Here is a 23,320-nt window from a genome sequence, read left to right as displayed (position 1 = left end):
CTCGATCATGCCGGTGGCGATCGGCCACCCCTTCGTCAGGGCCTGGTCGTTGCGCAGGAACACCGTATGGCCGGCCAGGTAGCGGAAGCAGGCGTCGATCTCGCCCCGGCGGCGCGGCAGCCTGAGCGTCCAGGGCGGCGACGACCTGGCCGAGGTGCCCGGCGAGCAGGGCCAGGGCCTGAGCGGCGGCCCGGTCTTCGGCGGCAGGGTCGCCGAGACGATGCAGATTCCAGGCCCCAGCCCACAACTTCCCCAGAACGTGCACGAAGTCGATCGTCACGTTCCGGCGGGTGGCGACGCTGGTGGCGACCGTGCGGGAGTTGGAGGGCTCGTCGGTGGACGATGCGCTGCTGCTGTTCGATCTGCTGATGTCGACGAAGCTGTTGTCGGGCGCGGTCCGCAAGAGTGACAGGGAGAAGCTGAAGACCTTCCCGCGGCTGAAGACGGCGGCCGCGCGGATGGCGGCGGCGTGGGCGGTGGTGCTGCGGGAACGCCTGGGTGATGAGGCGGTCCCGGAGCTGATGGCGGCGGTGGAGCAGGTGATCTCGCGTGCGGGCCTGGCGGCCGCGGTGGAGACGGTGCGGGCGCTGCTGCCGCCGGCCGAGGATGATGACGACGGTGAGGACGAGTGGCGGTCCGCGCTGCTCGATCGGTACGCCACGGTGCGGCCGTTCATCGAGCTGCTGGCCGCGGTGATCCCGTGGGGCTGCACCGAGGCCGGCGCCCGGGTGCTCGCCGCGCTGCGCAGCTTGGCGAAGGTGATGGCCGCCCGCAAGCCCGGCACCGAGCACATCAATTCCCACGGCTCCTACCCCTTCCAACGCCCGGACCTGCACGGACGCCTACGCGAGCTGCGCGAGGTCGCCGCCCTCGATGCTGAGCCGGGGCAGTAGACCCGGTGAGCGACGCGAGCGGCAGCCCGGCCGAGATCGGGCTGGCCTACACGGTGCCGGCCCGGCCGGACGGCTGGCCCGACTTACTGGGCCGGCGGCCGCTGAGTAACGCCGAGCGGGCCCGGCTGCGCGCCGCCCTGCACGACGCCGCTCCCACTGCGGGCCCGGACCCTGATCCCGGCATGTGCTTTCTCACGATCAGCGGCCTTGGACCGCGCGGCCGATCCGGCCAAAGCGACGCGTCTGCGCGGCCGGATCCACGCCGCTGTCCGCACTGCGGCCGAGCGCCGCCGCACCGCCTACCAGAGCACTGAGGCGACCATCACGATCGGCATCAGCGGACCTGACGCCGCCGCCCGCACCGCCCCGCTGCGCGCCGTACTCGGCCCTCTCGCGGCCAAGCACGGTTGGGACCTCTCCGAGATGCCTACGGACAACGAAAAGGGCTGAGCAGCAGGAGTGAATGGGTGTCTTCAACGCCCACTGGGCCCGGGAGCTTGATCTTCGGCCTGCGTCCAGCCCGGCGCATCCCTTGGTGACGTCTGCCGGTGCTCAGGGACGCGGGCTCGCGCTCGTCGGCTCTTTCTGACGGGTGAGGAGCCCGGAGATGGTCACCTCTACCGTCCGGCGCATCACTTTGGTGAAGTCGAGTCGCATGGCGGCCAGGGCCGGGTCGGAGGCGTAGGCGGCCAGCATCGCCTCTGATGGCCGGCCGCAGGGCCAGGCGGCGGTGGCCATCAGCAGGGTCACTTCCACCACCCGGGGCGCGCCGTGGGCGCCGAGTTCGGGCACGTGCCGCAGGACCAGCTGGACCAGCGCCTGCATGGAGTGCTTGGCGGCGTACTTGTGCCGGATGGCGACCTCGGTGGAGATGTTGTGCTCCAGCACTGCGGCCTGCGCGCTGATCAGGTCGCACAGCACCGGCCGCTGCGCCATCGACTCGGCCAGAATCTCGGCCAGCCGGTCACCGCGCTCTCGCGGCGTGCCCTCGTTGGGGTGAAACGACCGCTCCAGCTCGGCGATCCAGTCTTGGATTTCGGTGTCCAGTAGCTGGAGCAGGACCGCCTCGCGTGAGTCGAAGTAGCGCAGCACATTGACCTTGGCCAGGCCGACGCGCCGGCTCAGTTCGTTCAGGCTCAGCTTCGCGACCGGCATCTCGGCCAGCATCGCGGCCGCGGTCTCCAAGATCTGCAGGCGTCGTTCGGTCCGCTGCTCCTCGTTGCGGGCGCGCTTGAAGTTCACGGGCCCATCTTACATACCGATGGTATTTTGCGAAGATACCAGTGGTGCGTTAACCTCTAGAGACAAGAAACCGGCAGTACTTAAGAGGTGCGTCATGTACCAGGTCCCTCCCCAGCAGGGAAAACTCGCCGTGGTGACCGGCGCGAACAGCGGAACCGGCAAGGCGGCCGCGACCAAGCTGGCCGCGGCCGGCGCGCGGGTGATCATGGCGGTGCGCACCGTCGCCAAGGGCGAGCAGGCGCGCACCGAGATCCTCAGCGCCCACCCGGCAGCAGAGGTGCACGTGCGGCGGATCGACCTGGCCGACCTCGCCTCGGTCAAGGAGTTCGCCGACGGCCTCATCGCCGACGGACGCCCGCTCGACATCCTGCTCAACAACGCCGGGGTCATGTTCCCCCCGGTACGGCACGAGACCGTCGACGGCTTCGAGCTGCAGCTGGGCAGCAACTTCCTCGGCCCGTTCGCCCTGACCGTGTGGCTGCTGCCGCTGCTGCTGAATGCGCCCGCCCCGCGCGTGGTGACCATGAGCAGCGGCATGGCCGCCCGCGGCGACATCGACTTCGACGACCTGAACTGGGAGAAGAGCTACGACCCGACCGGGGCGTACGGGCGCTCCAAGCTGGCGGACCTGCTGCTGAGCCGGCACCTGGCCCGCCTCGCGACCGAGCGTGGCTGGCCGCTGCTGTCAGCCGGGGCGCATCCCGGTAACGCGGCCACCAACATCGCCGACTCCGGTCCGAGGCTCGGGGGTGAGCCGAGCCTGCTGTTCCGCATCGCGTTGAAGATCACCCCGCAGCACAGCGCGGAGGCCGGCGCCGACCCGATGCTGTACGCCGCGACCGCGCCCGGCGTGACGCAGGGGGGCTACTACGGCCCCCGCTGGGGGCTGATCGGTGCCCCTGCCATCGCACGGCCCACGAAGAAGGGCCTCGACCGCGACGTCGCCGCCCGATTGTGGGCCGAGGCCGAACGCCTGACCGGCGCCGCCCTGCCCGCCGGCCTCTGATCACCCACCAGACGAAAGGCACCACCAGAAATGTCATCTCTCTTCGGCAAGGTGGCCCTCATCAGCCCGCAGGCTCGACCTGGACGACCGCGCCAGCATCGACGCGTTCGTCGCCGCCTGGCAGGGGCCGCTGCACATCCTGGTCAACAACGCCGGGATCATGGCGCTGCCCGAGCTGACCCGCACCCCCCAAGGGTGGGAGCAGCAGTTCGCGACCAACCACCTCGGCCACTTCGCCCTCACCACAGGCCTGCATGACGTCCTCGCCGCGGCCGGCGGTGCCCGCGTCGTCGTGGTCAGCTCGGCCACCCATCAGGCTTCCGGGATCGTCTTCGACGACATCCACTACGACAACCGCCCCTACGACCCGTGGCAGGCATACGGGCAGTCCAAGACCGCGAACATCCTCTTCGCAATCGAGGCCGCCAAGCGATGGGCCGGCGACAAGATCACGGTGAACGCGATCGAGCCCGGCGCGATCTACGACACCGGCCTGCTGCGGCACGTCGAGATCACTCCCGAGTTCCAGCAGATCGTTGACGCAACACCGTGGAAGACGGTCGAGCAGGACGCCGCCACCCAGACCCTGCTCGCGGCCTCCCCGCTGCTGGAGGGCGTCACCGGCGGCTACTTCGCCGATTCCAACGTCATCGAGAAGTCCGGGGCGAACCCGGACGGCCTCGCCCCGCACGCCGCCGACCCTGACGCCGCCGCCCGCCTGTGGGAGCTGTCGGAGAAGCTGCTCGACCAGCAGCGACCCCCGGCCCGGAGGCGGCGCGTTCGTCGCCTGCCGCCTCCGGCCGCGCCCCGCGACGACAGCGCACGACCCCGACCGATCCCGAAACCGATGGCCACCACCGAGGCCAGCAAGGAGACCCGATGCAACCACAAGGAAGCGTGAAAACCGGATTCGACGCCGTCCGCGACACCTTCGCCGAAGCGCTCGGCAACGGCGACGAGGTGGGCGCCGCGATCGCCCTGGACGTCGACGGCGAGACCGTCATCGACCTGTGGGGCGGCCACCGCGACCCCGAGCGCACCTCCCCCTGGACCAGCGACACCATCGTCAACGTCTTCTCCACCACAAAGATCGTGACCGCGCTCGCCGTCCTGGTCCTCGCCGACCGCGGCACCATCGACCTCGACGCGCCGGTGGCCACCTACTGACCCGAGTTCGCCGCAAACGGCAAGGACGGCATCCTCATCCGGCACATCCTGGGCCACACCTCCGGCGTCTCCGCCTGGGAACAACCCATCACCATCACCGACGTCTACGACCTGCCGACCTCCACCGCCCGGCTGGCCGGCCAGGCACCCTGGTGGACTCCCGGGACCGCGGCCGGATGCCACGCGACCCGCCCAGGCGTTCCTACGCTGGTGCACGACCACCGGTCACATGCCCAAACTGATCATCCCGACCCGCGGCACCCTCAACCCAGCGCCGATCAGCCAGCGGCAACGACTCGCCCTGATTCGCAAGGCCCTCAGTGACGAGAGCATCCCCGAGCGCGACCGGATCATCGCCCTGCTCGTCCTGCTCTACGCCCAGCCCATTAGCCGCATCCTCCGGCTCACCCTCGACGACCTCACCCGCGACGGCGACCAGGTCCTCCTCCGCCTCGGGGATCCGCCCTCACCCGTCCCCGAACCCTTCGCCGGACTCCTGCTCAACTACACGCAGACCAGACCGAACACCACCACGGCAACCAACCGGGACAGCCGCTGGCTGTTCCCCGGCCGCCGCGGCGGACAACCGCTGACCCCACGACCATCCAGTCACGCCTGAGCAAGCTCGGCATCCTCGCCGGACCAGGACGCTCGGCCGCGATCCGCCGGCTCGTCCTGCAGACCCCCGCGCCCGCGGTCGCCCGCATGCTCGGCTACGGCGGAGACACCGCCACCCGACTCGCCACCGTAGCCGGAAGCCCCTGGACGCCCCCGGTGACCACGAACAGTGACACCTCTCAGGCGATCAGGCAGGAACACAGATCACTCGATCACTGGTCCCTGCCAGTGTGGCATCCCAACTGAGCCTTCCTGCGGCCCGCCAAGCCGCTTCCCTGACAGGCCCGAACACTACGGTGGGGTGGCCCGGAGGTGAGGGCCTTCGGGCCACCCGGTTCGGGCTCAGGAGGTCGGATCGTCGGGTGCCTCTTCGACCGAAGGCGCCTCGGCCGAGGGCTCCAGGGTCTCAGTGCCGTCCGGCGCTATGGCGACCCGGGGTGAGCCGGTGAGGTTCCAGACGTAGTCGCCCTTGCCGTCGTTGTTGATGTTGTAGATGATCCTCCCGTCGGCGGTCCACCCGCCGTTGAGAGACGAGCTGTAGTACGCGTAGCAGTCCCACATCACGCCCTCGGAGTCGCTGATGCTGTTGAGATCGCTCGTCCAGTCGCACTGCTCGTTCCCGTAGATGATGTCGTTGCGCTCGACGCGTGCCTCCGCGATGAACTTGTCGAACCGCTTGCCGCCCAGGAACGACCCTGACCAGTTGATGCTGAGCATGCCCGTTTTCTGATTGTTGCCCGTACCCCTGGTGTAGATGCACATTTCGGCGCCCACCCACACGTCCGGCTTTCCGGGCAGCGAGAAGGTCTTCTCCTGCGGCGAGGAGCAGGCGGACGCCGCCCACGCGCCGGTCGTGGGGGTAATGGTGAGGCTGGCGATGAAGAGTGTGCCGATAGCGGCAATCCGCGCAATCGTCCGGGCCATGGAGCCCTACCCTTCTCGAGGGTCGCGCGTCGGGCGACCACGTTGATCATTTGCCCGAAAGGTAGATCACAAAGAGAAGCCACGCCAGACCCTATTCTTTGGTGGAACGAACTATTTCCAGATGGATTTCTTGGGAACGGTGCAGAGGACTGAACGGCCCTCCGGTGCCGCTGTTGCGGTGGTTCCGCGGGGGTGGCCCACAGGGCGGGGAGACCGGGGCTCACTGAACCGCTCCGACGTTCATGGAGACCGGTCGAGCCGGTACAAGGCCCGTTCTGGGTCGGTTCGGCGAGTTTGCGGGGCTTCGGGGGCGCGGCGCACCGTATGGGAAGCGCTGCCCAGCCACGTCAAGGTCACTGGCCTGTATGACAAAGAGCTCCTGCACCGCCGCCCTCGTCGCCCGAGCACGGCGACGCCTGCTCATGGGCGGCACCCCGATGGAGAACAACGCCAGGGAATTTCTCAACGTGATCGAGCCGGCCAACCCGGACAAGGGACGTGGGCTCTGGCTGCGGCACCGTTCTCAACCACAACGGCAGCCCTCCGGCGGGCTACGCGGCGCTGATGTACAGCTCGCCCGACGGCGCCAAGACCCTGACCGCCTCGCTCACCGCCGGCGACGCCGCATTCGACCTCACCACTTATCCCGAGCTGCTGAACGGGCTCGTCAAGACGGCGTTCTGCGGCGAGCAGGCCGCAAGCTGACCAGACCACAAGCTGACCAGGCCGTGCCGACGGCAGTGGCCGTCGGCATGATGCCGGTGACAGTTCCGGCGCGCGCCACGACATGGCCACCGCCCGGCCGGTTGATGTTCGCGGTCCTGACCGCGGCCGCCGCATACGAGCTGGAGGCCACGGTGCTCCGGCACCTGGCCGACAACTTGTCCACCCCGCTCGAAGGTCGGGCTGGGGTCGTGGCCGTCGCCTGATGCGCCCGCTCAGTCGTCGACGGCCTGTACCGCGGCGGCGATCGGCTCGAGCCCCGCGGCCAGTTCGTCGAGCTCGTCCGCGCTGAGCACGTCGTACGCCGGGGCTGCCAGCTCATCGGTGAGCTCCTCGATCCGCTGCCTGATCTCCCGGCCGGCGTGGGTGAACCGGCCGGCGGCATCCACGAGGCCGCGGCCGCGCAGCCCGTCGACGACGGCGGCCAGCCGTGTCTTGGGCAGGTGGTGGATCCGGCCGAACTCCTCCGCCCGCATCCCGAGGGAAAGCGCCATGAGGACATGGGACTCGGTGCCGCCGATGCCGTGGGCGAGAAGGGCGGCGTTGTGGCCGTCCCCGCGGTGCTCGCGCAGCAGCGTCGCCGCGTGCCACAGCCTGGCCACCGGCTCCTCGGGCACGTCGAGCGCCCGTAGCCCGGCGTACAGCACTCGGCCCCCGGCCGGTGCGCTGAGCGCTGCTCGGGTGGCGAGGTCGGCGATCCGCACCAGAGCGAGGGAGTCGGCGAGTTCGCCGATCCCTTGCCGCAGGGCGGCGGCGCTGCCCCGTTCGCGCACGGCGATCGCCTCCTGCGGGCTGATCTTCCCCCACACCCAGGGGATGTGGCGCGCCACCTCGCCGTCGGCGAAGTTGTAGAAGACCGCGTGCACCACCTCGGCCGGTGCCAGGCCCAGCGGCGCCGCCCGGCCGGCGAAGTATCCGTCCCAGTAGTTGCGCATGCCGACGGCCAGGAACGCCTCGTTGGCCACCTCGGAGAAGGTGACGGTGGCGATCGGCTCGACGAGTTCGAACATGCGGTGGATCTTGGCTTCTGGGTGCTGCTGCATCGGTCGGCATCTCCTGTGGTCGTGGCAGCGCCCCTGGTGGGCGGCCTCTCACCCTGGCTACGAACGACGTGGCGCGGATCCGACACCTCCGGTCGATAATTCCCGGCCGATTCTGCCGGGCAGCGTCGGGGGCGAACTCATCATGGAAGGCACGCACGAGGGACTGGCCGCCGCCCGCGCCCGTGGCCAGCGCCTGGGACGCCCGCCGGCGATGACCGCCGAGCAGGTTCGACACGCCCGTGACCTGCTCACTCGTCCGGGGAACACCGTCTCCTCGCTGTGGGCGTCCTTGAGGGTCTTGCCCATCTCCAGGGCCATGACGAGGGCGTCCTCGTCCTGGTGCGCGACCGTCAGTTCGAAGGCGCGGCGCAGTACCTCGGCGCGCTCGCGGGGTGGGCGTGCGGCCCATTCGGCCTGGGCCCGCGCGGCCGCGTCGATAGCGCGGGCGACGTCGTCGGTGGAGGCGCGCGGCACGTGGGTGATCGGTTCGCCGGCCGAGGGGTTGAGGACGGGGAAGGTGCCGGCGCCGCCGGTCCACTGCCCGTCCAGCAGCATCCGGGTCGGTGCGGCTTCGGGCAGGTTCATCGTTGGCTCCCAGGTGATGGTGGGGCTGGCGTCCGCCGCCGCGGCGCCGGACGCCCATCGTGCTTGTTCGCTCAGGCGGCGACGTACCGGTCGCTCGCCTGCCCGTGGAGATGTCCGGGTGGCAGCTTGCGGCCGTATGCGACCAGGAGGAGGTCCTGCGCGGCGCCGGTCAGCGGGACGCCGGTGCCGAAGGACCATTCCAGGTCGTCGGCGCGTAGCTCGACGCCGTCGAGGTCGGCGCCGAAGAACTTCGCTGTTCGAGGGGTGACGGCCTCCAGGAGAAGGCGAAGGCGGTCTTCCTGGACGCGGCGGTCGATGCCGAGGGCGACGGTGATGTCCAGGCCGTGGATGACGTCGTGGCCCAGAGCCGCCGTGATGCCGCCGACCGGCGGCTTCCAGGGGTGGTGGGCGTTGTCCCGGATGGCGCCGGCCAGTTCGGCCGTGGACAGGCGGGCCGCGTCCTCACGGGCCCGCCGGTCGGCCATCCGGTTGACGTCGCCGTACGCCTTGACCAGCTCCAGCACCATCCTGGGCAGCGGGTAACGGAATCCCAGCGACATATGTGCGGCGACCTCGCGCACGCGCCATCCGGCGCACAAAGTCGGCTCGTCCCACCTGGCGGGCGGCAGGTCCTGCAGCAGCTGCGCCAGTTCCCGGCGTTCGGAGGCGATCGCGGTCTTGATATCCATGGTGGTGCTCTTCCTCAACGGTTCGGTGCCGTGTGCGCGGCGGCGGTCAGGAGGGCGCCCAGCTGGACGGCGACCAGTTTGCGCAGTTCGATCGGCGGGCCGGGAGGGTCGGCCTCGGCCTGGCCGTACCACGTCTCGAAGCGCCCGGCGAGCAGGCGGCGCTGCTCGCGGATGGCCGGCGTCAGGTTGCCCGCGGCGATCTCCGCGTCGAGCGCGCGCAGGAATGTCCCGAGCAGCCGCAGCCGCATCAGGTGCAGCGCCTGACGGTTGCCGAACTCCTCGGCGACCGTCGCCGTGCGGTCCTGATCGGGCACGGTCTCTTCGAGTTCGCCGAGTTTGCGGAAGGTCGCCAGCGTGCTCTCGGTCGAGCGGCGGAACGGCGAGCGCACGATCAGGTCGCCGGCGACGGCCCGCATGCCCGCCCGCATCGTGTCGATCACCTCGCGCCGGGCCACCGCTCCCCCGGCCAGGATCTCCCGGTACGGGCGGCCGCTGGGGCTCTGGTCGGCCACGCGTTCGTCGGCCCAGGTCGGCACCTCCGTGACCAGGTGGAGTGCGCCGAAGGCGGCCGCGTAGTCGGCACTGCTGCCGCCCGCGCCGAAAGCCTGTCCCACCTGCGAGCCGGGCGGGGTCAGGTAGACGGCGGGAACGATCGGTTCGGCGCCGGGCAGCTCCGGCTCTCCGTGGTGCAGTCCGATGCCTTCCAGGCCGGGCAGGGCGGCCAGCCGTTCGGCCAGCGTCGCATCGCGGCGGTTGAGGTAGAAGAACGCGCCCTGGTACTCGCCGTTGTGCAGCGAGCAGACCAGCGACGGACGTACCTCGTCCATGAGGCGCATCAGCGCGGCCGTCTCCGGCAGCGGACGGTCGAAGGAGTAGTCCGCACCGGCCAGCGGGAAGGTCCACTCGACCTGATCGGCCAGACCGGGGCGGTAGAAGTGCTCCGCGTAGGCGCGGCGGTCGCCGGGCCTGCCGTACCAGCCCTCGTTCAGCCTGGCTCCGTCCGGATCCGCGCACGCGACGACGTGCCAGCGAAAGCCCAGCTCCGTCCGCAGCCGCTGGTCGCGGCAGAGCAGCTCGACCAGCGCGAGGGCGGTCAGGGCGCCGACCGGCTCGTTGGGATGCGGTCCGGCGATGACCACCGCGTCCGCCGGGCCGTCGCCGACCGTCACGGCGTGCAGCGGGTCGCCCAGCCGCGAGGCGCCGATGCGGCGCGACCGTATCTGGTCGGGGTGGGCGGCGGTCAGCTTGTCCAGCTCGGCCTGGAGCGCGTCGACGGTCGGGTACGCGGCGCAGCCGGGGATGTGTCTCATGTGCTCAGCAACATTCATAACGAGATTACGGTAATAATAGAATTATGAGAATGACAAGGGCCGAGGCCAAGGAGCACAACCGGCGGGCCCTGCTGGAGGCCGCGCGGCTGGTCGTCGCCCGCGACGGCCACCGGGCCAAGCTGGAGGAGATCGCCGAGCAGGCGGGCCTGACCACCGGCGCCGTCTACTCGTTGTTCGGCAGCAAGAACGGACTGCTCGTCGCCCTGGTCACCGACTGCCTCGCGCCGCACTACGACGGCATCGAGCAGGCCGTCCCCGCCGGCATGGGCCTCATCGAGGCGGTGGAGGTCTTCGCCCGCCACTACCGGAGCCTGTGCGACGACCCCGACGCGCTGCGCCAGCTGTCGTTCGAGATCAGCCTGCAGGACCTGGCCCTGCGCGACCCCGAGCTCCAGCCCAGGCTCGCCGCCTCCGTACGGGCGCACGAGGAGCGACTGACGGCGCTGCTGTCCGGAAGGATCCACGACGGGAACGCGCTGACGCCGCGGCAGGCGCAACGCCTGGCCACGGCGCTGCGCGCGCTCATGGTCGGCCTCAGTCAGGGCGTCATCCTGGGCCTGACGCACGCGGCACCCGAGCAGTACTTCGCCGCCGCCGCTCACGCCCTGGTCGCGCCGGACGTGCTCGGACCGCCTTGACCTGCCCGCAGCACACGCAGCGGTCGGCCCGCTATACGTGCCCGGCCAGGCCCTCGGACAGCAACGCGAAGGCGTGCTCGGCGTCGGCGACCGCCTGCGGATAGCGCTCGTCGGCGGACTGGCCGCCGGCCAGCGCCCCGGAGTTGTCCATCGACAACAGCCAGTGCACGCCCACCACCTGGGCGGCCGCCACGCGCGCGGTCAGGGCGGGGACGCCGTCAACGTCCTGGAGCGCCTCCGCGAGCGCCCGTTCCGAACCCTCCTGAAAGCGGGTCGCCCTCGCCCGCAGCGCCGGAGTATCCGAGATCATGCGGATGAGCGCGAGGATCTCCGGGACGTCGTTGAGGCCGGTGATCGGGTCGCGGTCGCGCAGGCCGTCCAGGAAATGGTCGCGGAGGGCGGCCAGCGGCCCGACCCCCGGCGGGCGGGCGCGCACCACGCGGGCCGCCTCGGTCTCGTGGTCGGCGAAGCGGTGGACGACGAGCTCCTCCTTGGCGGGGAAGTAGGCGAACAGGGTCCGCTTCGACACTTCGGCGGCCTCCGCCACCTCCGCCACCGACACCTGGTCGAACCCGCGCTCAAGGAAGAGCGAGATGGCGGCTTCCGAGATGGCGGCATGGGTCCGTGCCCGTTTGCGTTCGCGCAGCCCTGTCATGTCTCCACGGTATCAAAATCTGCACTCGTACGTTTATAGCGTCGGGTATATATTTGCACTCGGTCGAGATTTCGGGAGGAACGATGACCGAAGTGATCGTGGCGGGCGCCGGACCCACCGGGCTGGCCCTGGCCTGCGAGCTGGCTCTGGCCGGCGTGGACGTCCTGGTGGTGGAGCGCCTGCCGTACCGGATCGAGCAGACCAAGGGCGGCGCGATCCAGCCGCGCACACAGGAGCTGCTCGAGCTGCGCGGCCTGCTGGAGCCGATGCAGGCCAGGGCGCTTTCACGCGAGCCGGCGGGCGGGCACTTCGCGATGCTGCCCGTGCCGCTCGACTGCACGGCGTGGGACACCGCGCACCCGTACCCGCTCTCGATCCCGCAGGGGGAGATCGAGGCGGTGCTGGAGGAGCGCGCCACGACGCTGGGGGTCAAGGTGCTGCGCGAGAGCGCGGTGACGGCGGTCGAGCAGTCGGACGACGGCGTGGTCGTGACGGCCGGCGACCGGCGGATCGAGGCCCGCTACCTGGTGGCCTGCGACGGCGGGCACAGTACGGTCAGGAAGCTGCTCGGCGTGCCGTTCCCCGGCAGGCCGGGAACGTACACGGCGGTGCTGGCCGACGTGCGGCTGTCGTCGGTGTCCGACCTCGTGCCGAAGACGATCGGGCACATCAGCACGCTCACGCGCGAGGTCGACGACCACTGGGTGATGCTGGTGCCGCTGGGCGGCGGCCGCTACCGGTTCACCGGCGGGGCGGCGGGCGAGGAGGAGGCGGCCAAGGACAAGCCGGTCACGTTCGAGGAGATCGCCGAACTGCTGCGTGTCGTGTACGGCGAGCAGACCGTGCTGGCCGCCGTGGACAACGCCTCACGGTTCAGCGACGCCACCCGGCAGATCGACAGTTACCGGGTGGGCAACGTGTTCTTCGCCGGCGACGCCGCGCACATCCACCCGCCCTTCGGCGGGCAGGGCCTGAACCTGGGCGTTCAGGACGCCTTCAACCTGGGCTGGAAGCTGGCCGCCGTACTGCGGGGCCGGGCCTCGACGGACCTCTTGGACACCTACCACGCCGAGCGGCACCCGGCCGGGGCCTGGGTCCTGCACATCACCCAGGCGCAGCGAGTCTTCGCGACCCCCCGGCCCGACGCGGACGCCGTCGAGCTGCGCAAGGTCTTCACCGACCTGATGCGCCTGCCCGAGGCCAACAGACACCTGGCGGGCCTGATGTCGGGGCTGTCGCACTCCTACGACCTGCCCGGCGACCACCCGCTGGTCGGTCACCGGGTCGCCGGCCTGGACCCGTCGCTGTTCCTGGCCGGCCGGCCCGTCCTGCTCGACCTGGCCGGGATCCTCCCGCCCGACCTCGGTGCCACGCGCGGCCGGCCGGTGGACGGCCTGCCCGGCGCGATCCTGGTCCGCCCCGACGGCTACGCGGCCTGGGCGGCGGACACGGACCCCGACCTGGACGCCCTCGTCGGGAACCCGTGCTGGTCCCTCCTAACGTAGGGCCGCATGGGTCTCACTCCCCAGGCGGCTCAGCGCCCGCATGGCCTCGCGTTCTATGCGGGAAAGATCGCTCAGGACGGTGCCCGCCTGGACGAGGTACTGCCCCTCGCCTGATTCGCCGGCCTTGGTGATCAGCGCCGCGGCTTCCGTCCACAGGGTGGCTGCCTCGGCGTACAGCTCGTGGCCGGTACGCAGGTGGCCGCTGTCGAGCAGGTGGACGCATTCGGCGAGGAAGTCGCGGTAGAGATTGCGGAACAGGGCGCCGCCGGTGCCGGCCTTCTCCATCAGCAGGGCGGCCTGCGGCAGGTCCCGCCGCGGGTCGTCGGTCCGCTGGAGCCAGGTGCGTACCAGCTTGCCGGCCTTGTCGATGCCGCGGTGCCCCACGTTGGCGATGGGCGGGTTGAGGAAGGCGTCGGCGCAGGCCGTGATGGCGGGAATGATCTGGGCCTGCGGGGAAGGCAGGTTCCTCGGGGCCGTGAGGGTGAAGGACCGGTGCTTGGCGGTCATCGGGCCGCGCGCGGCCCTGGCCTGGGCGAGCGTGGTCAGGCTGGTGGACACCGCTCCGCCTTGCTGGTCGGTGTCCACCAGGTAGGCGTCGTGGTCGTCGTAGCCGTACATGGCGACGACGTGACCGCCGAAGTGCACCTTCGACCTGAAGTACTCCAGGTGGTAGCTGTCGAGCTGCAGCCCGACGGGGCGGCCGGCGTCGATGGGCGCCGCCACGTTCTCCCATGCCTTACGGGGGGAGCTGGTCTCCTGGACCACGAGCTCCAGTCCGAGCCTGGCGGCCAGGTTCCTGGTGAGGTCGAAAGGCTTGACCCGGCCCCCGAGGAAGGGGAAGTCCATGTTCTTGCTGTCCCAGTAGATGAAGGACAGGCCGGAGCCGAGGCCGAAGAGCATGGGCTCGGACAGATCAAGTCCCTGGTGCCGCAGCAGCACCCCCAGAGCCGTCGTCTCGCAGTGCTGTGTACCGCGGGTGTCGACGTCTTTCACCTTCGTCATGCCTTGCTCTCCTGGATGGGGATGATCAACCGGGTCATCAGTTCTTCTTGCGGGGCCTCTGCCGGCCCGACGAGATAGGCCTCACGTACGGGCGCTTTCGGACGCAGCCCGCGCTCGTGGATGGCGGCGAAGAGCGCGTTGTAGGCCAAGGGCAGCTGGGCGTAGGGCCCGATGTGTATGGTCTCGGCCACGGGTCCGCCGGGTAGCACCACGAACTCCAGGCCGGGCGCCTCTTCCCCCTGCGGTGTCTGCGCTCCGACGGCGATCTCCATCCGCTTTTCCAGATCCAGCGGGTACAGCGCCCACAGCGGCGGCTCCCACGCGATCCCCGCCTTGCCGAGCACGGGCAGCAGTCGGCTCACGCACTCCTCGAACGTCTCCCCGATCTCCGCAGGGGCGCAGACCGCGCGCGCCACCGCCAGCCGTCGTTCCGGCTCCCTGCCCATCGTCACCTCATAGCCGGGCAGGCCACCCTCCGCCAGCCGCTCCAGCATCTTCAGCCGCGCCTGGTCCCTGCTGATCCGTTCGGCCAGCCGGTCCCGCTCAGCGCGCAGGATCTGCGCCCTGGACTCGGGCTCGGCGGCCAGGGCCTGGGCGATCACGGCCAGGGGAAGGTCCATTTCGCGCAGCAGGGCGATGGTCAGGGCATCGCGTGCCTGCTCAGGCGCGTAATAGCGGTAGCCGGAGCCGGCGTCCACGTGAACCGGGGCCAGCAGCCCCGTCTCGTCGTAGTGCCGTAGCTGCTTGACGCTGAGCCGGCAGAGGCGGGCGAAGCGCCCGATGGTGAGAAGTTCGCCTTGCACGTCACCATGGTGGACTCTCCCACGGTGGGAGAGTCCAACGCCGTACCCGTTGGACCCGCGACGGCGGCCGCACGGCGGGTAGACGGCTGGCCGATGCCGCGGTATTCCTCGACCGGGATGGGCTGGAGGCCGTCGCGCATGCGGCCGATGTAGAGGCGGCCGTCCAGGTGGTCGAGTTCGTGGGCGACCAGCCGAGCCAGACGAGCTTGCCCTCCTTGGCCGCCAGCGCGAGCGCGGCCCGGAGCCGACAGGCTCGATCAGCCGATCGGCGGTGCGAGGTATTCCAGCGCATAACCGTCGCCGGAGGGGGTTACGCGGGCGATGCCGGGTGAGTCGAGGTGGGCGCCGGCTACGAAGTGGTGTGGTTGGGTCAGTTGTTCGAGCAGGGCCGCTCGCGCGGCGCGGGCCTGGGACTGGTTGCCGTCGAGCTCCCAGGACACGTTCGGCTGATCGAATTGGAGCGTGGGAACGTGAACGGTGTCGCCCCAGGCGAGAAGGTGGCCGGTGCCGCTCCTGACGTCGTAGACGGTGTGACCGGGTGTGTGGCCCGGTGTCGGGATCGCGGTGATCCAGTCGTTGATCGCGACCTTCTCCGACACGGGTACGACCCGGTCGCGGATCGGCTCGAGCCGCCCCGTGAACACCGAGGTGTCGCCCGCGCCGATCCACACGCGCTCGAGTTTGGCGAACGCCTCTGAACCGTCCGGCGCGATCAGGCCGCTCACGTGGTCTTCGTGCTTGTGGGTGATGGCCACATCGGTGACCTGCGCGCGGTCGATTCCCGCTTCGTCGAGCGCGTCGTAGATCAATCCCATGGTGGGGTCGTGCCAGGCGTTGGACGCGCCGGTGTCGATGAGAACCGACCGCGTGCCGTCGGTGACGAAGAAGGCGTTGACCGACAGCCGCAAGTTGTCGCCGGCCAGCGGGACGGCGGCTGGCAGCTCATCGAGCGTGCGCCCCTCCTCGTCGCGGAGCCGTGTCGGCGGCATGTCGATGTACCCGTCTCGCAGCGAGATCACCTGCAGATCGCCGAATTCGAACGTGGCGTGGTGGCGGCCACTCGAGATCAAACGCATGGATCCTCCGTCGTGTTGGGCGCACATCGCTTGTCTCCGATAGAAGAACAAATCTTCTTTAGGAGATTACCCTACACTGTGGGCAGCGAAGTACCCATCGATCGAGGAGCACGGTGGTCGAGCAGGACGGAAACGCGGCCGAACCGCAGCACGGAGACGACCTGGCCGGCGCGTTCGGCGGTAACGTGCGGCGACGCCGCGAGGAGGCGGGCCTGACGCTGGAGCAGCTGTCCACACAGTCGTCGGTCAGCCGGGCGATGCTGTCCAAGGTCGAACGCGGTGAGAAGAGCCCGACGATCGGCGTCGCGTCCAGGATCGCCCACGCGCTCGACGCGTCGCTCTCGGAGCTGATCGGTGCGCCGGCTGCTGCCGCGTCTGGTGTGGCCATTGTCATGCGCAAGAACGATCGCCCCGTTTTCCGTGACCCGGAAACCGGCTTCGAGCGGCACATGGTGTCAGCGGCCCCGGGCGCGGGAGGGGCCGAGATGGTCGTCCACTACCTCCCCGCGCAGGTCTCTACCGGGCTGCTGCCCGCGTATCCGCCGGGTACGGAGAAACAACTCGTGGTGCTCGAAGGCACCCTCACCGTCGCGATCGGCGGGATCAGCGAGACCCTGAACACCGGCGACTCCCTGTTCTTCCAGGCCGACGCGGACCACGGCTTCGCCAACCGAACGAACGCTCCCTGCGAATACATCATGGTCATCTCGCGCAGAACCTGATCGGCCGCAGCTTGCGGGCCTGGACAAAGCCGGCTGGGCATCGCCAACCTCACGGCATTCTTCGGGAGAGCCGACTTGCGAGCAGCTCCGCTCGCGGCCATCGCCTGCGAGGGCGCCGAGGCGGCCGACGATCCACTCTGGCCCGCTTCCGGCGCCACCAACCAGGCTGAACACGACCTGACCGCCCGGGTGCTCCCGCACCTGGCCGCCCTGCTCGCCGACGGTCACCTGGTCCTGCTCACCGGCCACGACATACTGCACATTGCAACCCTTCCGGCCACACCACGACGATTCCCCAGGAGGGAGCCCACCAAGATCACGGCCCGCTCAAGCACCTCGTCACCGACGAATGATCAACAATCTGCGGAACAACACGATCACAGCAGGAGCGACGCGGATGGCTACGGCCTGCTCGCGGGAGTTCTCCACGGCCGCGGGCCTCTCCCCCAGATCGGAGAGCACGGCGGCGAGCAGTTCCACCGCGGCCTCGCTCCCGTCGTTCAGGAGCGTGCGGCGATGAGGAGAGGAGCGAATCTCCCAAGGATCGGCTCTCCTAGCGCGCGGCAGAAGCAGTGGGCCGAGGCACCGAGGATGGATGGCATGAAGATGGACCGGGCCAAGCTGGCGGACTTCCTTCGCCGTTCCCGCGAGCGGCTCCAGCCGCAGGAGGTCGGCCTGGCCGCCGGACCGCGGCGCCGCACGTCCGGCCTGCGCCGCGAAGAGGTGGCCCAGCTGGCCGGGGTGTCGGCCGACTACGTGATGCGGCTCGAACAGGCACGCAGCTCCCAGCCGTCGGCCCAGCTACTGAGCGCGCTCGCCCGGGCATTGCGGTTGACCGAGGACGAAAGAGATCACCTTTACCTGCTGGCGGGCCACCGACCGCCCGAAGGGGCGCGCGCCGGAAATCACGTCCGTCCCGGCCTGCTCTACCTGCTCGACCGGCTGGGCGACACGCCCGCCCAGCTCCTCACCGACCTCGGCGATCTGCTCGCGCAGAACCCCCTGGCCGAGGCCCTGTTCGGGTGCGTGTGCACGATCGAAGAACCGGACCGGAACATCGTGTGGCGCTGGTTCACCGACCCGTTCGTGCGCGAGCCGTACCCCACCGAGGAACACGACCGCCTGAGCCGCCTGCACGTCGCGGACCTGCGTGCCGCCGCGACGCGCCGCGGTTACGATCACTCCTCCAGTTCCCTGATCGACCGGCTCGAGGCGGCGAGCGAGGAGTTCACCGCCCTCTGGCAGCGGCACGAGGTCGCCGTACGCCGCGAAAGCCGGCTGCGCGTCATGCATCCGTCCATCGGGCCCGTCGAATTCGACTACGAGATGCTGCAGACGCAGGCCGCGGACCAGCGCCTGCGCCTCTTCACGCCGCCGCCCGGATCCAAGAGCATCGAGGCTCTCGAGCTCCTCCGCGTCGTCGGCCCGGAGACCGCCCACCGCAGTCATCGATGAGGGCCGCCGTTTCATCCTGACGGGACGACTGGGTCGAGTCGGGCGTTCACGCGCCGGCGAGCAGGTCGGTGGAGACCTGCCAGAGGCGTGCTGCCTGGTCGGGGTCTTGTGTGTAGGCGGCGACGCCTCCGTGGAGGTTGTCCGGGCGCAGTGGCTCGGCCTCGTTGCAGTCTTCGAAGCAGCGGCCGCCGGGGCGCCCCTCTGCTGGAAAGCCCCGCCGTGCTGCCGATGCGCCCCGACGAGCCGGGCGACCCGCTGATCGTCTCGGGAACGGTGCGGTCCACCTCGGGTGAGCCGCTGCCAGGCGCGATCCTGGACATCTGGCAGATCGACGCGAACTGCGTCTACCCAGGACTCACCACCGAGGACTTCCGGGGTCTGGACATCCCCAACGACTCGACAGGCATCCCCAAGTACAACCTCCGGGCGAGGATCATCGCCGACAGCGACAGGATGACGGCGGTCAGAGGCAGGTGCAGCACGGCGGCGGCCAGCAGCCCGGCCGCGCCGGCCGAGCACATGCCCAGTCCGATCGCCAGGATTTTCCGCTCCGACCAGCGTTCGGCCAGCCGGCCGCCGAGGTGGCCGAACACCATGAAGCCGAGGGAGGCGAGAGGGCTGCCGGACTGGTGTTCGTGGGCGTGCCGGTCACGCTGTTCCTTCCATGTGTTCGCTGCGTCGATCGCTCCCGGCCGGTGAACGGCGGGGCGGGCGGTGTCGCCGGGCTTACGGGTGCAGCAGCACCTTGATGGCACGGCGCTCGTCCATCGCCCGGTAGCCGTCAGCAGCCCGGTCGAGCGGGAGGCTGAGGTCGAACACTCTGCCCGGGTCGATCTGCCGCTCCCAGATGAGCTGCATCAGCTCGGGCAGGAAGCGGCGCACCGGGGCGGGGCCGCCGTGCAGGTGCACGTGGGAGAAGAACAGGCCCATGCCGGGCAGATGCACGTCGTGGGTGACGCCGACGTAGCCGACGTGCCCGCCAGGCCGGGTGGAGCCGATGGCCTGCATCATCGACTCCTGGGTGCCGACGGCCTCGATGACGCTGTGGGCGCCGAGCCCGTCCGTGAGGTCCTTGATCCGGGTGACGCCTTCCTCTCCGCGCTCGGTGACGATGTCGGTGGCACCGTAGGCGAGGGCGAGGTTCTGGCGGGCCTCGTGGCGGCTCATCGCGATGATGCGTTCGGCGCCGAGTTGCCTGGCCGCCAGTACGCCGAGCAGCCCGACGGCGCCGTCACCGACGACCGCGACGGTCTTGCCCGGGCCGGCCGCGGCGGCCACCGCGGCGAACCAGCCGGTGCCCAGCACGTCGGAGGCGGCCAGGAAGCCGGGGATCAGGTCGTCCGAGGGGACGTCGGGCGTGGCGATCAGCGTGCCGTCGGCGAGAGGGACGCGCATGAACTGGGCTTGGGCGCCGCTGACGCCCTGACGGTGGATGCAGGAGCTGTGGTAGCCGGCCCGGCAGATCTCGCAGGTGTTGTCGGAGGTGACGAACGAGCCCACCACGAACTGGCCGGGCCGCACCGCGGTGACCGCGGATCCGACCTCCTCGACGATGTCGGCGTACTCATGGCCCATCGGCCGCGGCCCGTCCAGTTTCTCCACGCCCCGATACGGCCACAGGTCCGAGCCGCAGATGCAAGTCGCCGACAAGCGGACGATCGCATCGGTCGGCTCGATGATCTGCGGTTCGGGACGGTCCTCGACCAGGACCTGTCCGGGAGCGGTCATGACAGCAACATGCATGAGAAGAGCACTTCCTCGATAGGCGGTGACGGAGACGGCCGCCGGTTCGGAACGGACAGGTCAAGGGCCGGTCGCGGCGGCCGGCTCGATCCGGACCGTGATCTGCTTGCCCGCTGCGGCGAGCCTGTCCAAGCCGGCCTTGACGACGCCGAGGCGGACCAGGCCCGGATCAGGGACCACCTGGCCGAGATCGTCGTAGTAGACGGCGATCACTCCGCTCGAGGGCCAGAAGTAGATCTCGCCCGGGGTGGGATCGTGAACCGGAGCACCGCCCTGGGCCGTGAGCGCGCGCGGCAGCCGCCCTGCCTTTGCCTGTCCCCACGCGTCCGTCAACTGCAGGGTCAACGGCAGCATCGCGGCGAACTGCCGTGACGGCGGCGTGTCGGTCAGGGTCGCGGTGACGGCCTGGTCGCCGAACCGCAGTACCGTTGCCATTCCCGAAGTGACGCCCGCCGTGGTCGACAGCGGCCCGGAGATATGCGGGTTCGCCGGGAGCGCGCACCCGGCCAGGACGGCGGCCAGCGGGGCGGCCAGCAGAGCACGGGCCAGGCAGCGGGTCCAGGCGGCGACGGTCACGGCATCGGTCATGGCATCCAGCACAACCGAGCAGCCCAGGAACGAGAAAGTCACTCCTGATGGATGTACTACCAGTACATCCCAACCTGCCCGGAGGCTGGCGTACCGTCATGTCATGGACAACCGGTCCGATGTGCGCGAGTTCCTCACCTCACGACGCGCCAAGATCACCCCTGGGCAGGCGGGCCTGCCCGTCGCCGGCCAGCGCCGCGTCCCCGGACTACGGCGCAGCGAGGTCGCCGCCCTGGCCGGGATGAGCGTGGAGTACTACGCCAAGCTCGAACGCGGCTCCCTGGCCGGAGTCTCGGCCGGCGTCCTCGACGCGATCGCCCGCGCCCTGCAGCTGGACGACGCCGAACGCGCTCACCTGCTCCGCCTCGCACACGAGGCCGACGGCAGCAACGCCATCCTGCGCCGGCGCCGTCCCAAGCAGCCGACGGCACGTCCCGGGCTGCAATGGATGCTCGACGCCATCACCACCGCCCCGGCGATCATCGGCAACAACCGATCGGATCTGCTGGCCGCCAACCACCTGGGGCGGGCCATGTACAGCGACCTCTACGCCGATCCCACCCGGCCGCCGAACTTCGCCCGCTTCACCTTCCTCGACAGCGCGGCCCGCCGCTTCTACCCCGACTGGGACCTGGCCGCCGACATGACCGTGGCCAACCTGCGCACCGCCGCCGGCAAAGACCCGCACGACAAGATCCTGCACGACCTGGTCGGCGAACTCTCCACCCGTAGCGACGACTTCCGTTACCGCTGGGGAGCCCACAATGTCCGCACCCACGGCACCGGCGTCAAACACTTCCGCCACCACATCGTCGGCGACCTCACCCTCACCTACGAAAGCATGGACCTGCGCGCCGAGCCCGACCTGTCCATGACGATCTATGCAGCCGAACCCGGCTCCCCGTCCGAGGACGCGCTCCGCCTGCTCGCCTCCTGGGCCGCCACACACGAGCACACCGACCGGCCCCAGGACACCGACCACCCGGACGTCGAGCGCACCTGACGCACAAGCGCCCGATCGGCGGGTGCGGGCTCAGCCGCTTTTGCCAGGACGGATCGCGCAGCACGATCCGGATCATCACCGTCCAGCAGCGTCCACCGGATCGCCTCGGGGCAGCGGCGAAGTCGGACGGACACATCCGCAGCGCCCGCGCCCGCCAGGCCTCCACGACCTTCCCCGAGGTCCCTTCGAACCGCATCTCCGGCAGGCCGATGCGCTGCTGACCTCCTCACCGTCCGGGTCCGGGTCGGATGCAGCGATCAACTCCTGCAACGCGGGCGGCAGGCGCTGCATCGTGGCCGTGGTGAACTCCCGCTCGAACATCGCCTCGGCCGCGCCCACTGCTTGGGGCTGGGAGGTTCCATCCGCTCTCTTCGCCCACTATGGTTCATAAGTGAGTCAGTCAACTCACTAACTATGTGAGGCAGAATTATGATCGTTGTCACGGCCGCCGAGGCAGGCGGGATCCGTAGGGTGATCCTGCTGTCCTCTCGGGGCGTCGGGAGCCGGCCGAACGGCTTCCGCTGATGGGACCGCGTGGAGCCCTCACCACGAGCCCGACCGGCTCGGTGGAGTCCTTCCTGGCCGAACCCCGCGTGGCCACGCTGACGACCCTGCGGCCCGACGGGTCCCCGCACGTGGTGGCGGTGCGCTTCACCTGGGACGGCGAGCGGGAAATGGCCCGCGTGCTGACCGTCGCCGCCTCGCGCAAGGCCCGCAACCTGGTACGGGGCGGCCGCGCCGCGCTCTGCCAGGTCGACGGGTTCCGCTGGGTCACCCTTGAGGGCACCGCGACGGTGTCCGACGATCCGCGCCGGGTGGCCGAGGCCGCCCGCCGCTACCTCCGGCGTTACGGTTCGCCGCCGCCCGCGCCGCCAGGCCGGGTCGTGATCGAGATCGCGGTGGACCGCATCATGACACTCAACACCTGAACGGATCCGACATGCCTTTTCAGAACGTGCTCGACTCCACCATGCACTACCGGGAGCTCGGCGCCGGCGCGCCGATCGTCTTCCTGCACGGCAACCCGACCTCCTCCTACCTGTGGCGCAACGTCATGCCCGCCATCGGGCACGGCCGTCTCCTGGCTCCCGACCTGATCGGCATGGGCGAGTCGGGCAAGCCCGCCATCGAGTACACCTTCGCCGACCACGCCCGCTACCTGGAGGCCTGGTTCGACGCGCTCGACCTCGACGACGTGGTGCTGGTCGGCCACGACTGGGGCGGCGCGCTGGCCTTCGACTGGGCCTCCCGCCACCCGGACCGGGTTCGCGGGATCGCCTTCACCGAGGCCATCGTCAAGCCGATGAGCTGGGACGAGCTCCCCGAGGACGGCCGCGACCTGTTCCGGGCGATCAAAACCGAGGGCGTGGGCGAGTCCATGATCCTCGACGATGACGCCTTCCTCAGGCAGGGCCTGCCCACCACGGTCACCACCCCGCTCACCGAGGAGGACATGGCCGCGTACACGCAGCCGTACCCGACCAGGGAGAGCCGCCTGCCGCAGCTGCGCTGGGCGCGCTCGTTGCCGCTGGGCGGGGAGCCGGCCGACGTCGTGGCCAGGATCGAGGCGTTCGACCGGTGGCTCGCGACCAGCGTCGAGGTGCCGAAGCTCATGATCGGCTTCCGTCCCGGCATCGGCACGATGTGGACGTCGGAGACCGTCGCCTGGTGCGCGAAGAACGTGGCCGCGTTGGAGATCGTGGAGCACGAGGAGGTCGCCGGGCATCACACGCCGGAGGACCAGCCCCTGGCCATCGCGGCGGACATCGAGAGCTGGCAGGCCAAACTGGCGGGCTAGCCCGAACTGCCGGCGTTCGGTTGCGGTGGTGGGGGCCACGGTCAGGGGCACCGTGCAGGCCGACATCCTCAAGGAGGACCAGGGCCAGAACACCTGCAGCTTCTCCACCGA

The 23,320-nt window shown here is 70.1% G+C and carries 27 protein-coding genes and 2 pseudogenes; 16 read left to right on the top strand and 13 right to left on the bottom strand.

Annotated features, from left to right (window positions below; genetic code table 11):
* Positions 1 to 290 precede the first annotated feature (290 nt).
* Positions 291 to 893 (top strand): hypothetical protein, encoded by a 603-nt coding sequence (locus AB0J87_RS38110; protein ID WP_363973670.1) that lies wholly within the window; start codon positions 291 to 293, stop codon positions 891 to 893.
* Between the two features lie 207 nt (positions 894 to 1,100).
* Entirely contained in the window at positions 1,101 to 1,343 is a 243-nt protein-coding gene (locus tag AB0J87_RS38105; RefSeq protein WP_363973668.1) for a hypothetical protein, read from the top strand.
* A gap of 102 nt (positions 1,344 to 1,445) precedes the next feature.
* Here AB0J87_RS38105 and AB0J87_RS38100 read toward each other — a convergent pair whose 3' ends face one another.
* On the bottom strand, positions 1,446 to 2,135 hold the full coding sequence (locus tag AB0J87_RS38100) for a TetR family transcriptional regulator (RefSeq protein WP_363973665.1): 690 nt from the start codon (positions 2,133 to 2,135) through the stop codon (positions 1,446 to 1,448).
* A 94-nt stretch (positions 2,136 to 2,229) separates the two neighbouring features.
* Here AB0J87_RS38100 and AB0J87_RS38095 point away from each other — a divergent pair, with 94 nt between their 5' ends.
* From AB0J87_RS38095 to AB0J87_RS38080, 4 genes and pseudogenes are all read left to right on the top strand, one after another.
* Complete coding sequence (locus tag AB0J87_RS38095; RefSeq protein WP_363973662.1) at positions 2,230 to 3,141, top strand: SDR family oxidoreductase; 912 nt, start codon at positions 2,230 to 2,232, stop codon at positions 3,139 to 3,141.
* A gap of 34 nt (positions 3,142 to 3,175) precedes the next feature.
* A pseudogene (locus AB0J87_RS38090) lies at positions 3,176 to 4,042 on the top strand (SDR family NAD(P)-dependent oxidoreductase); the annotation flags it as partial.
* Positions 4,021 to 4,632 (top strand): annotated as a pseudogene (locus AB0J87_RS38085) (serine hydrolase domain-containing protein). The pseudogenes AB0J87_RS38090 and AB0J87_RS38085, both read left to right, overlap by 22 nt.
* Positions 4,538 to 4,927, top strand: coding sequence for a hypothetical protein (locus AB0J87_RS38080; RefSeq protein ID WP_363973659.1), 390 nt, complete (start codon positions 4,538 to 4,540; stop codon positions 4,925 to 4,927). Before AB0J87_RS38085 ends, AB0J87_RS38080 begins: the two are co-directional and overlap by 95 nt.
* 341 nt (positions 4,928 to 5,268) lie before the next feature.
* On the opposite strand, the gene AB0J87_RS38075 is transcribed toward AB0J87_RS38080, so the two are convergent.
* Complete coding sequence (locus AB0J87_RS38075) at positions 5,269 to 5,850, bottom strand: hypothetical protein (RefSeq protein ID WP_363973656.1); 582 nt, start codon at positions 5,848 to 5,850, stop codon at positions 5,269 to 5,271.
* A gap of 498 nt (positions 5,851 to 6,348) precedes the next feature.
* Between AB0J87_RS38075 and AB0J87_RS38070 the strand changes: the two genes are divergently transcribed.
* Both AB0J87_RS38070 and AB0J87_RS38065 read left to right on the top strand, forming a co-directional pair.
* The gene (locus tag AB0J87_RS38070) at positions 6,349 to 6,555 is read left to right on the top strand and encodes a hypothetical protein (protein ID WP_363973653.1); all 207 of its coding nucleotides are present in this window, start codon (positions 6,349 to 6,351) and stop codon (positions 6,553 to 6,555) included.
* A gap of 23 nt (positions 6,556 to 6,578) precedes the next feature.
* Positions 6,579 to 6,779: a hypothetical protein gene (locus AB0J87_RS38065; protein ID WP_363973650.1), complete on the top strand. Its 201-nt coding sequence runs from the start codon at positions 6,579 to 6,581 to the stop codon at positions 6,777 to 6,779.
* Positions 6,780 to 6,788: 9 nt separating this feature from the next.
* On the opposite strand, the gene AB0J87_RS38060 is transcribed toward AB0J87_RS38065, so the two are convergent.
* From AB0J87_RS38060 to AB0J87_RS38045, 4 genes are all read right to left on the bottom strand, one after another.
* Positions 6,789 to 7,583 carry a hypothetical protein gene (locus AB0J87_RS38060; RefSeq protein ID WP_363973647.1) on the bottom strand — a complete coding sequence of 265 codons (795 nt, stop codon included), beginning with the start codon at positions 7,581 to 7,583 and terminating at the stop codon, positions 6,789 to 6,791.
* Between the two features lie 90 nt (positions 7,584 to 7,673).
* Positions 7,674 to 8,201, bottom strand: coding sequence for an aldehyde dehydrogenase family protein (locus AB0J87_RS38055; protein WP_363973644.1), 528 nt, complete (start codon positions 8,199 to 8,201; stop codon positions 7,674 to 7,676).
* Between the two features lie 71 nt (positions 8,202 to 8,272).
* Positions 8,273 to 8,890 carry a maleylpyruvate isomerase family mycothiol-dependent enzyme gene (locus AB0J87_RS38050; RefSeq protein WP_363973641.1) on the bottom strand — a complete coding sequence of 206 codons (618 nt, stop codon included), beginning with the start codon at positions 8,888 to 8,890 and terminating at the stop codon, positions 8,273 to 8,275.
* Positions 8,891 to 8,904: 14 nt separating this feature from the next.
* Positions 8,905 to 10,200: a M14 family zinc carboxypeptidase gene (locus AB0J87_RS38045; protein WP_363973638.1), complete on the bottom strand. Its 1,296-nt coding sequence runs from the start codon at positions 10,198 to 10,200 to the stop codon at positions 8,905 to 8,907.
* Between the two features lie 50 nt (positions 10,201 to 10,250).
* Between AB0J87_RS38045 and AB0J87_RS38040 the strand changes: the two genes are divergently transcribed.
* Positions 10,251 to 10,859, top strand: coding sequence for a TetR/AcrR family transcriptional regulator (locus AB0J87_RS38040; protein WP_363973635.1), 609 nt, complete (start codon positions 10,251 to 10,253; stop codon positions 10,857 to 10,859).
* Between the two features lie 31 nt (positions 10,860 to 10,890).
* Here AB0J87_RS38040 and AB0J87_RS38035 read toward each other — a convergent pair whose 3' ends face one another.
* The gene (locus AB0J87_RS38035) at positions 10,891 to 11,514 is read right to left on the bottom strand and encodes a TetR family transcriptional regulator (RefSeq protein WP_363973632.1); all 624 of its coding nucleotides are present in this window, start codon (positions 11,512 to 11,514) and stop codon (positions 10,891 to 10,893) included.
* An 83-nt stretch (positions 11,515 to 11,597) separates the two neighbouring features.
* Here AB0J87_RS38035 and AB0J87_RS38030 point away from each other — a divergent pair, with 83 nt between their 5' ends.
* A complete protein-coding gene (locus tag AB0J87_RS38030) occupies positions 11,598 to 13,019 on the top strand; it encodes an FAD-dependent oxidoreductase (protein WP_363973629.1) in 1,422 nt (473 codons plus the stop codon).
* Here the strand turns inward: AB0J87_RS38030 and AB0J87_RS38025 are convergent.
* The 3 genes from AB0J87_RS38025 to AB0J87_RS38015 all read right to left on the bottom strand — a co-directional run bounded on the left by AB0J87_RS38025 (position 13,011) and on the right by AB0J87_RS38015 (position 15,951).
* A complete protein-coding gene (locus AB0J87_RS38025; protein WP_363973626.1) occupies positions 13,011 to 14,021 on the bottom strand; it encodes a BtrH N-terminal domain-containing protein in 1,011 nt (336 codons plus the stop codon). The two genes, AB0J87_RS38030 and AB0J87_RS38025, sit on opposite strands and share 9 nt — an antisense overlap.
* Complete coding sequence (locus AB0J87_RS38020) at positions 14,018 to 14,824, bottom strand: GyrI-like domain-containing protein (protein WP_363973623.1); 807 nt, start codon at positions 14,822 to 14,824, stop codon at positions 14,018 to 14,020. Before AB0J87_RS38020 ends, AB0J87_RS38025 begins: the two co-directional genes overlap by 4 nt.
* Positions 14,825 to 15,081: 257 nt before the next feature.
* Positions 15,082 to 15,951 carry an MBL fold metallo-hydrolase gene (locus tag AB0J87_RS38015; protein ID WP_363973620.1) on the bottom strand — a complete coding sequence of 290 codons (870 nt, stop codon included), beginning with the start codon at positions 15,949 to 15,951 and terminating at the stop codon, positions 15,082 to 15,084.
* Between the two features lie 62 nt (positions 15,952 to 16,013).
* Between AB0J87_RS38015 and AB0J87_RS38010 the strand changes: the two genes are divergently transcribed.
* Positions 16,014 to 16,622, top strand: a complete 609-nt coding sequence (locus AB0J87_RS38010) for an XRE family transcriptional regulator (RefSeq protein ID WP_363973617.1) — start codon at positions 16,014 to 16,016, stop codon at positions 16,620 to 16,622.
* A gap of 339 nt (positions 16,623 to 16,961) precedes the next feature.
* On the opposite strand, the gene AB0J87_RS38005 is transcribed toward AB0J87_RS38010, so the two are convergent.
* A complete protein-coding gene (locus AB0J87_RS38005) occupies positions 16,962 to 17,102 on the bottom strand; it encodes a hypothetical protein (protein WP_363973614.1) in 141 nt (46 codons plus the stop codon).
* A gap of 120 nt (positions 17,103 to 17,222) precedes the next feature.
* On the opposite strand from AB0J87_RS38005, the gene AB0J87_RS38000 reads away from it, so the two are divergent.
* Entirely contained in the window at positions 17,223 to 18,077 is an 855-nt protein-coding gene (locus tag AB0J87_RS38000; RefSeq protein ID WP_363973612.1) for a helix-turn-helix transcriptional regulator, read from the top strand.
* A 228-nt stretch (positions 18,078 to 18,305) separates the two neighbouring features.
* Positions 18,306 to 18,776: a hypothetical protein gene (locus tag AB0J87_RS37995; RefSeq protein WP_363973609.1), complete on the top strand. Its 471-nt coding sequence runs from the start codon at positions 18,306 to 18,308 to the stop codon at positions 18,774 to 18,776.
* A gap of 27 nt (positions 18,777 to 18,803) precedes the next feature.
* Here the strand turns inward: AB0J87_RS37995 and AB0J87_RS37990 are convergent, their stop codons facing one another.
* Complete coding sequence (locus AB0J87_RS37990) at positions 18,804 to 19,820, bottom strand: zinc-dependent alcohol dehydrogenase family protein (protein ID WP_363973606.1); 1,017 nt, start codon at positions 19,818 to 19,820, stop codon at positions 18,804 to 18,806.
* A gap of 60 nt (positions 19,821 to 19,880) precedes the next feature.
* Positions 19,881 to 20,450, bottom strand: a complete 570-nt coding sequence (locus tag AB0J87_RS37985) for a cyclophilin-like fold protein (protein WP_363973603.1) — start codon at positions 20,448 to 20,450, stop codon at positions 19,881 to 19,883.
* Between the two features lie 61 nt (positions 20,451 to 20,511).
* Here AB0J87_RS37985 and AB0J87_RS37980 point away from each other — a divergent pair, with 61 nt between their 5' ends.
* From AB0J87_RS37980 to AB0J87_RS37970, 3 genes are all read left to right on the top strand, one after another.
* Entirely contained in the window at positions 20,512 to 21,411 is a 900-nt protein-coding gene (locus AB0J87_RS37980; RefSeq protein WP_363973600.1) for a helix-turn-helix transcriptional regulator, read from the top strand.
* Between the two features lie 524 nt (positions 21,412 to 21,935).
* The gene (locus tag AB0J87_RS37975) at positions 21,936 to 22,340 is read left to right on the top strand and encodes a TIGR03618 family F420-dependent PPOX class oxidoreductase (RefSeq protein WP_363973597.1); all 405 of its coding nucleotides are present in this window, start codon (positions 21,936 to 21,938) and stop codon (positions 22,338 to 22,340) included.
* An 11-nt stretch (positions 22,341 to 22,351) separates the two neighbouring features.
* Positions 22,352 to 23,209 (top strand): haloalkane dehalogenase, encoded by an 858-nt coding sequence (locus AB0J87_RS37970; RefSeq protein ID WP_363973594.1) that lies wholly within the window; start codon positions 22,352 to 22,354, stop codon positions 23,207 to 23,209.
* The last annotated feature ends 111 nt before the right edge of the window (positions 23,210 to 23,320 follow it).

This window comes from Nonomuraea sp. NPDC049625 (assembly GCF_040675285.1).
In the GTDB taxonomy this organism is placed as follows: Bacteria; Actinomycetota; Actinomycetes; order Streptosporangiales; family Streptosporangiaceae; genus Nonomuraea; species Nonomuraea angiospora_A.
This window is presented reverse-complemented; position numbering and strand designations above follow the sequence as displayed.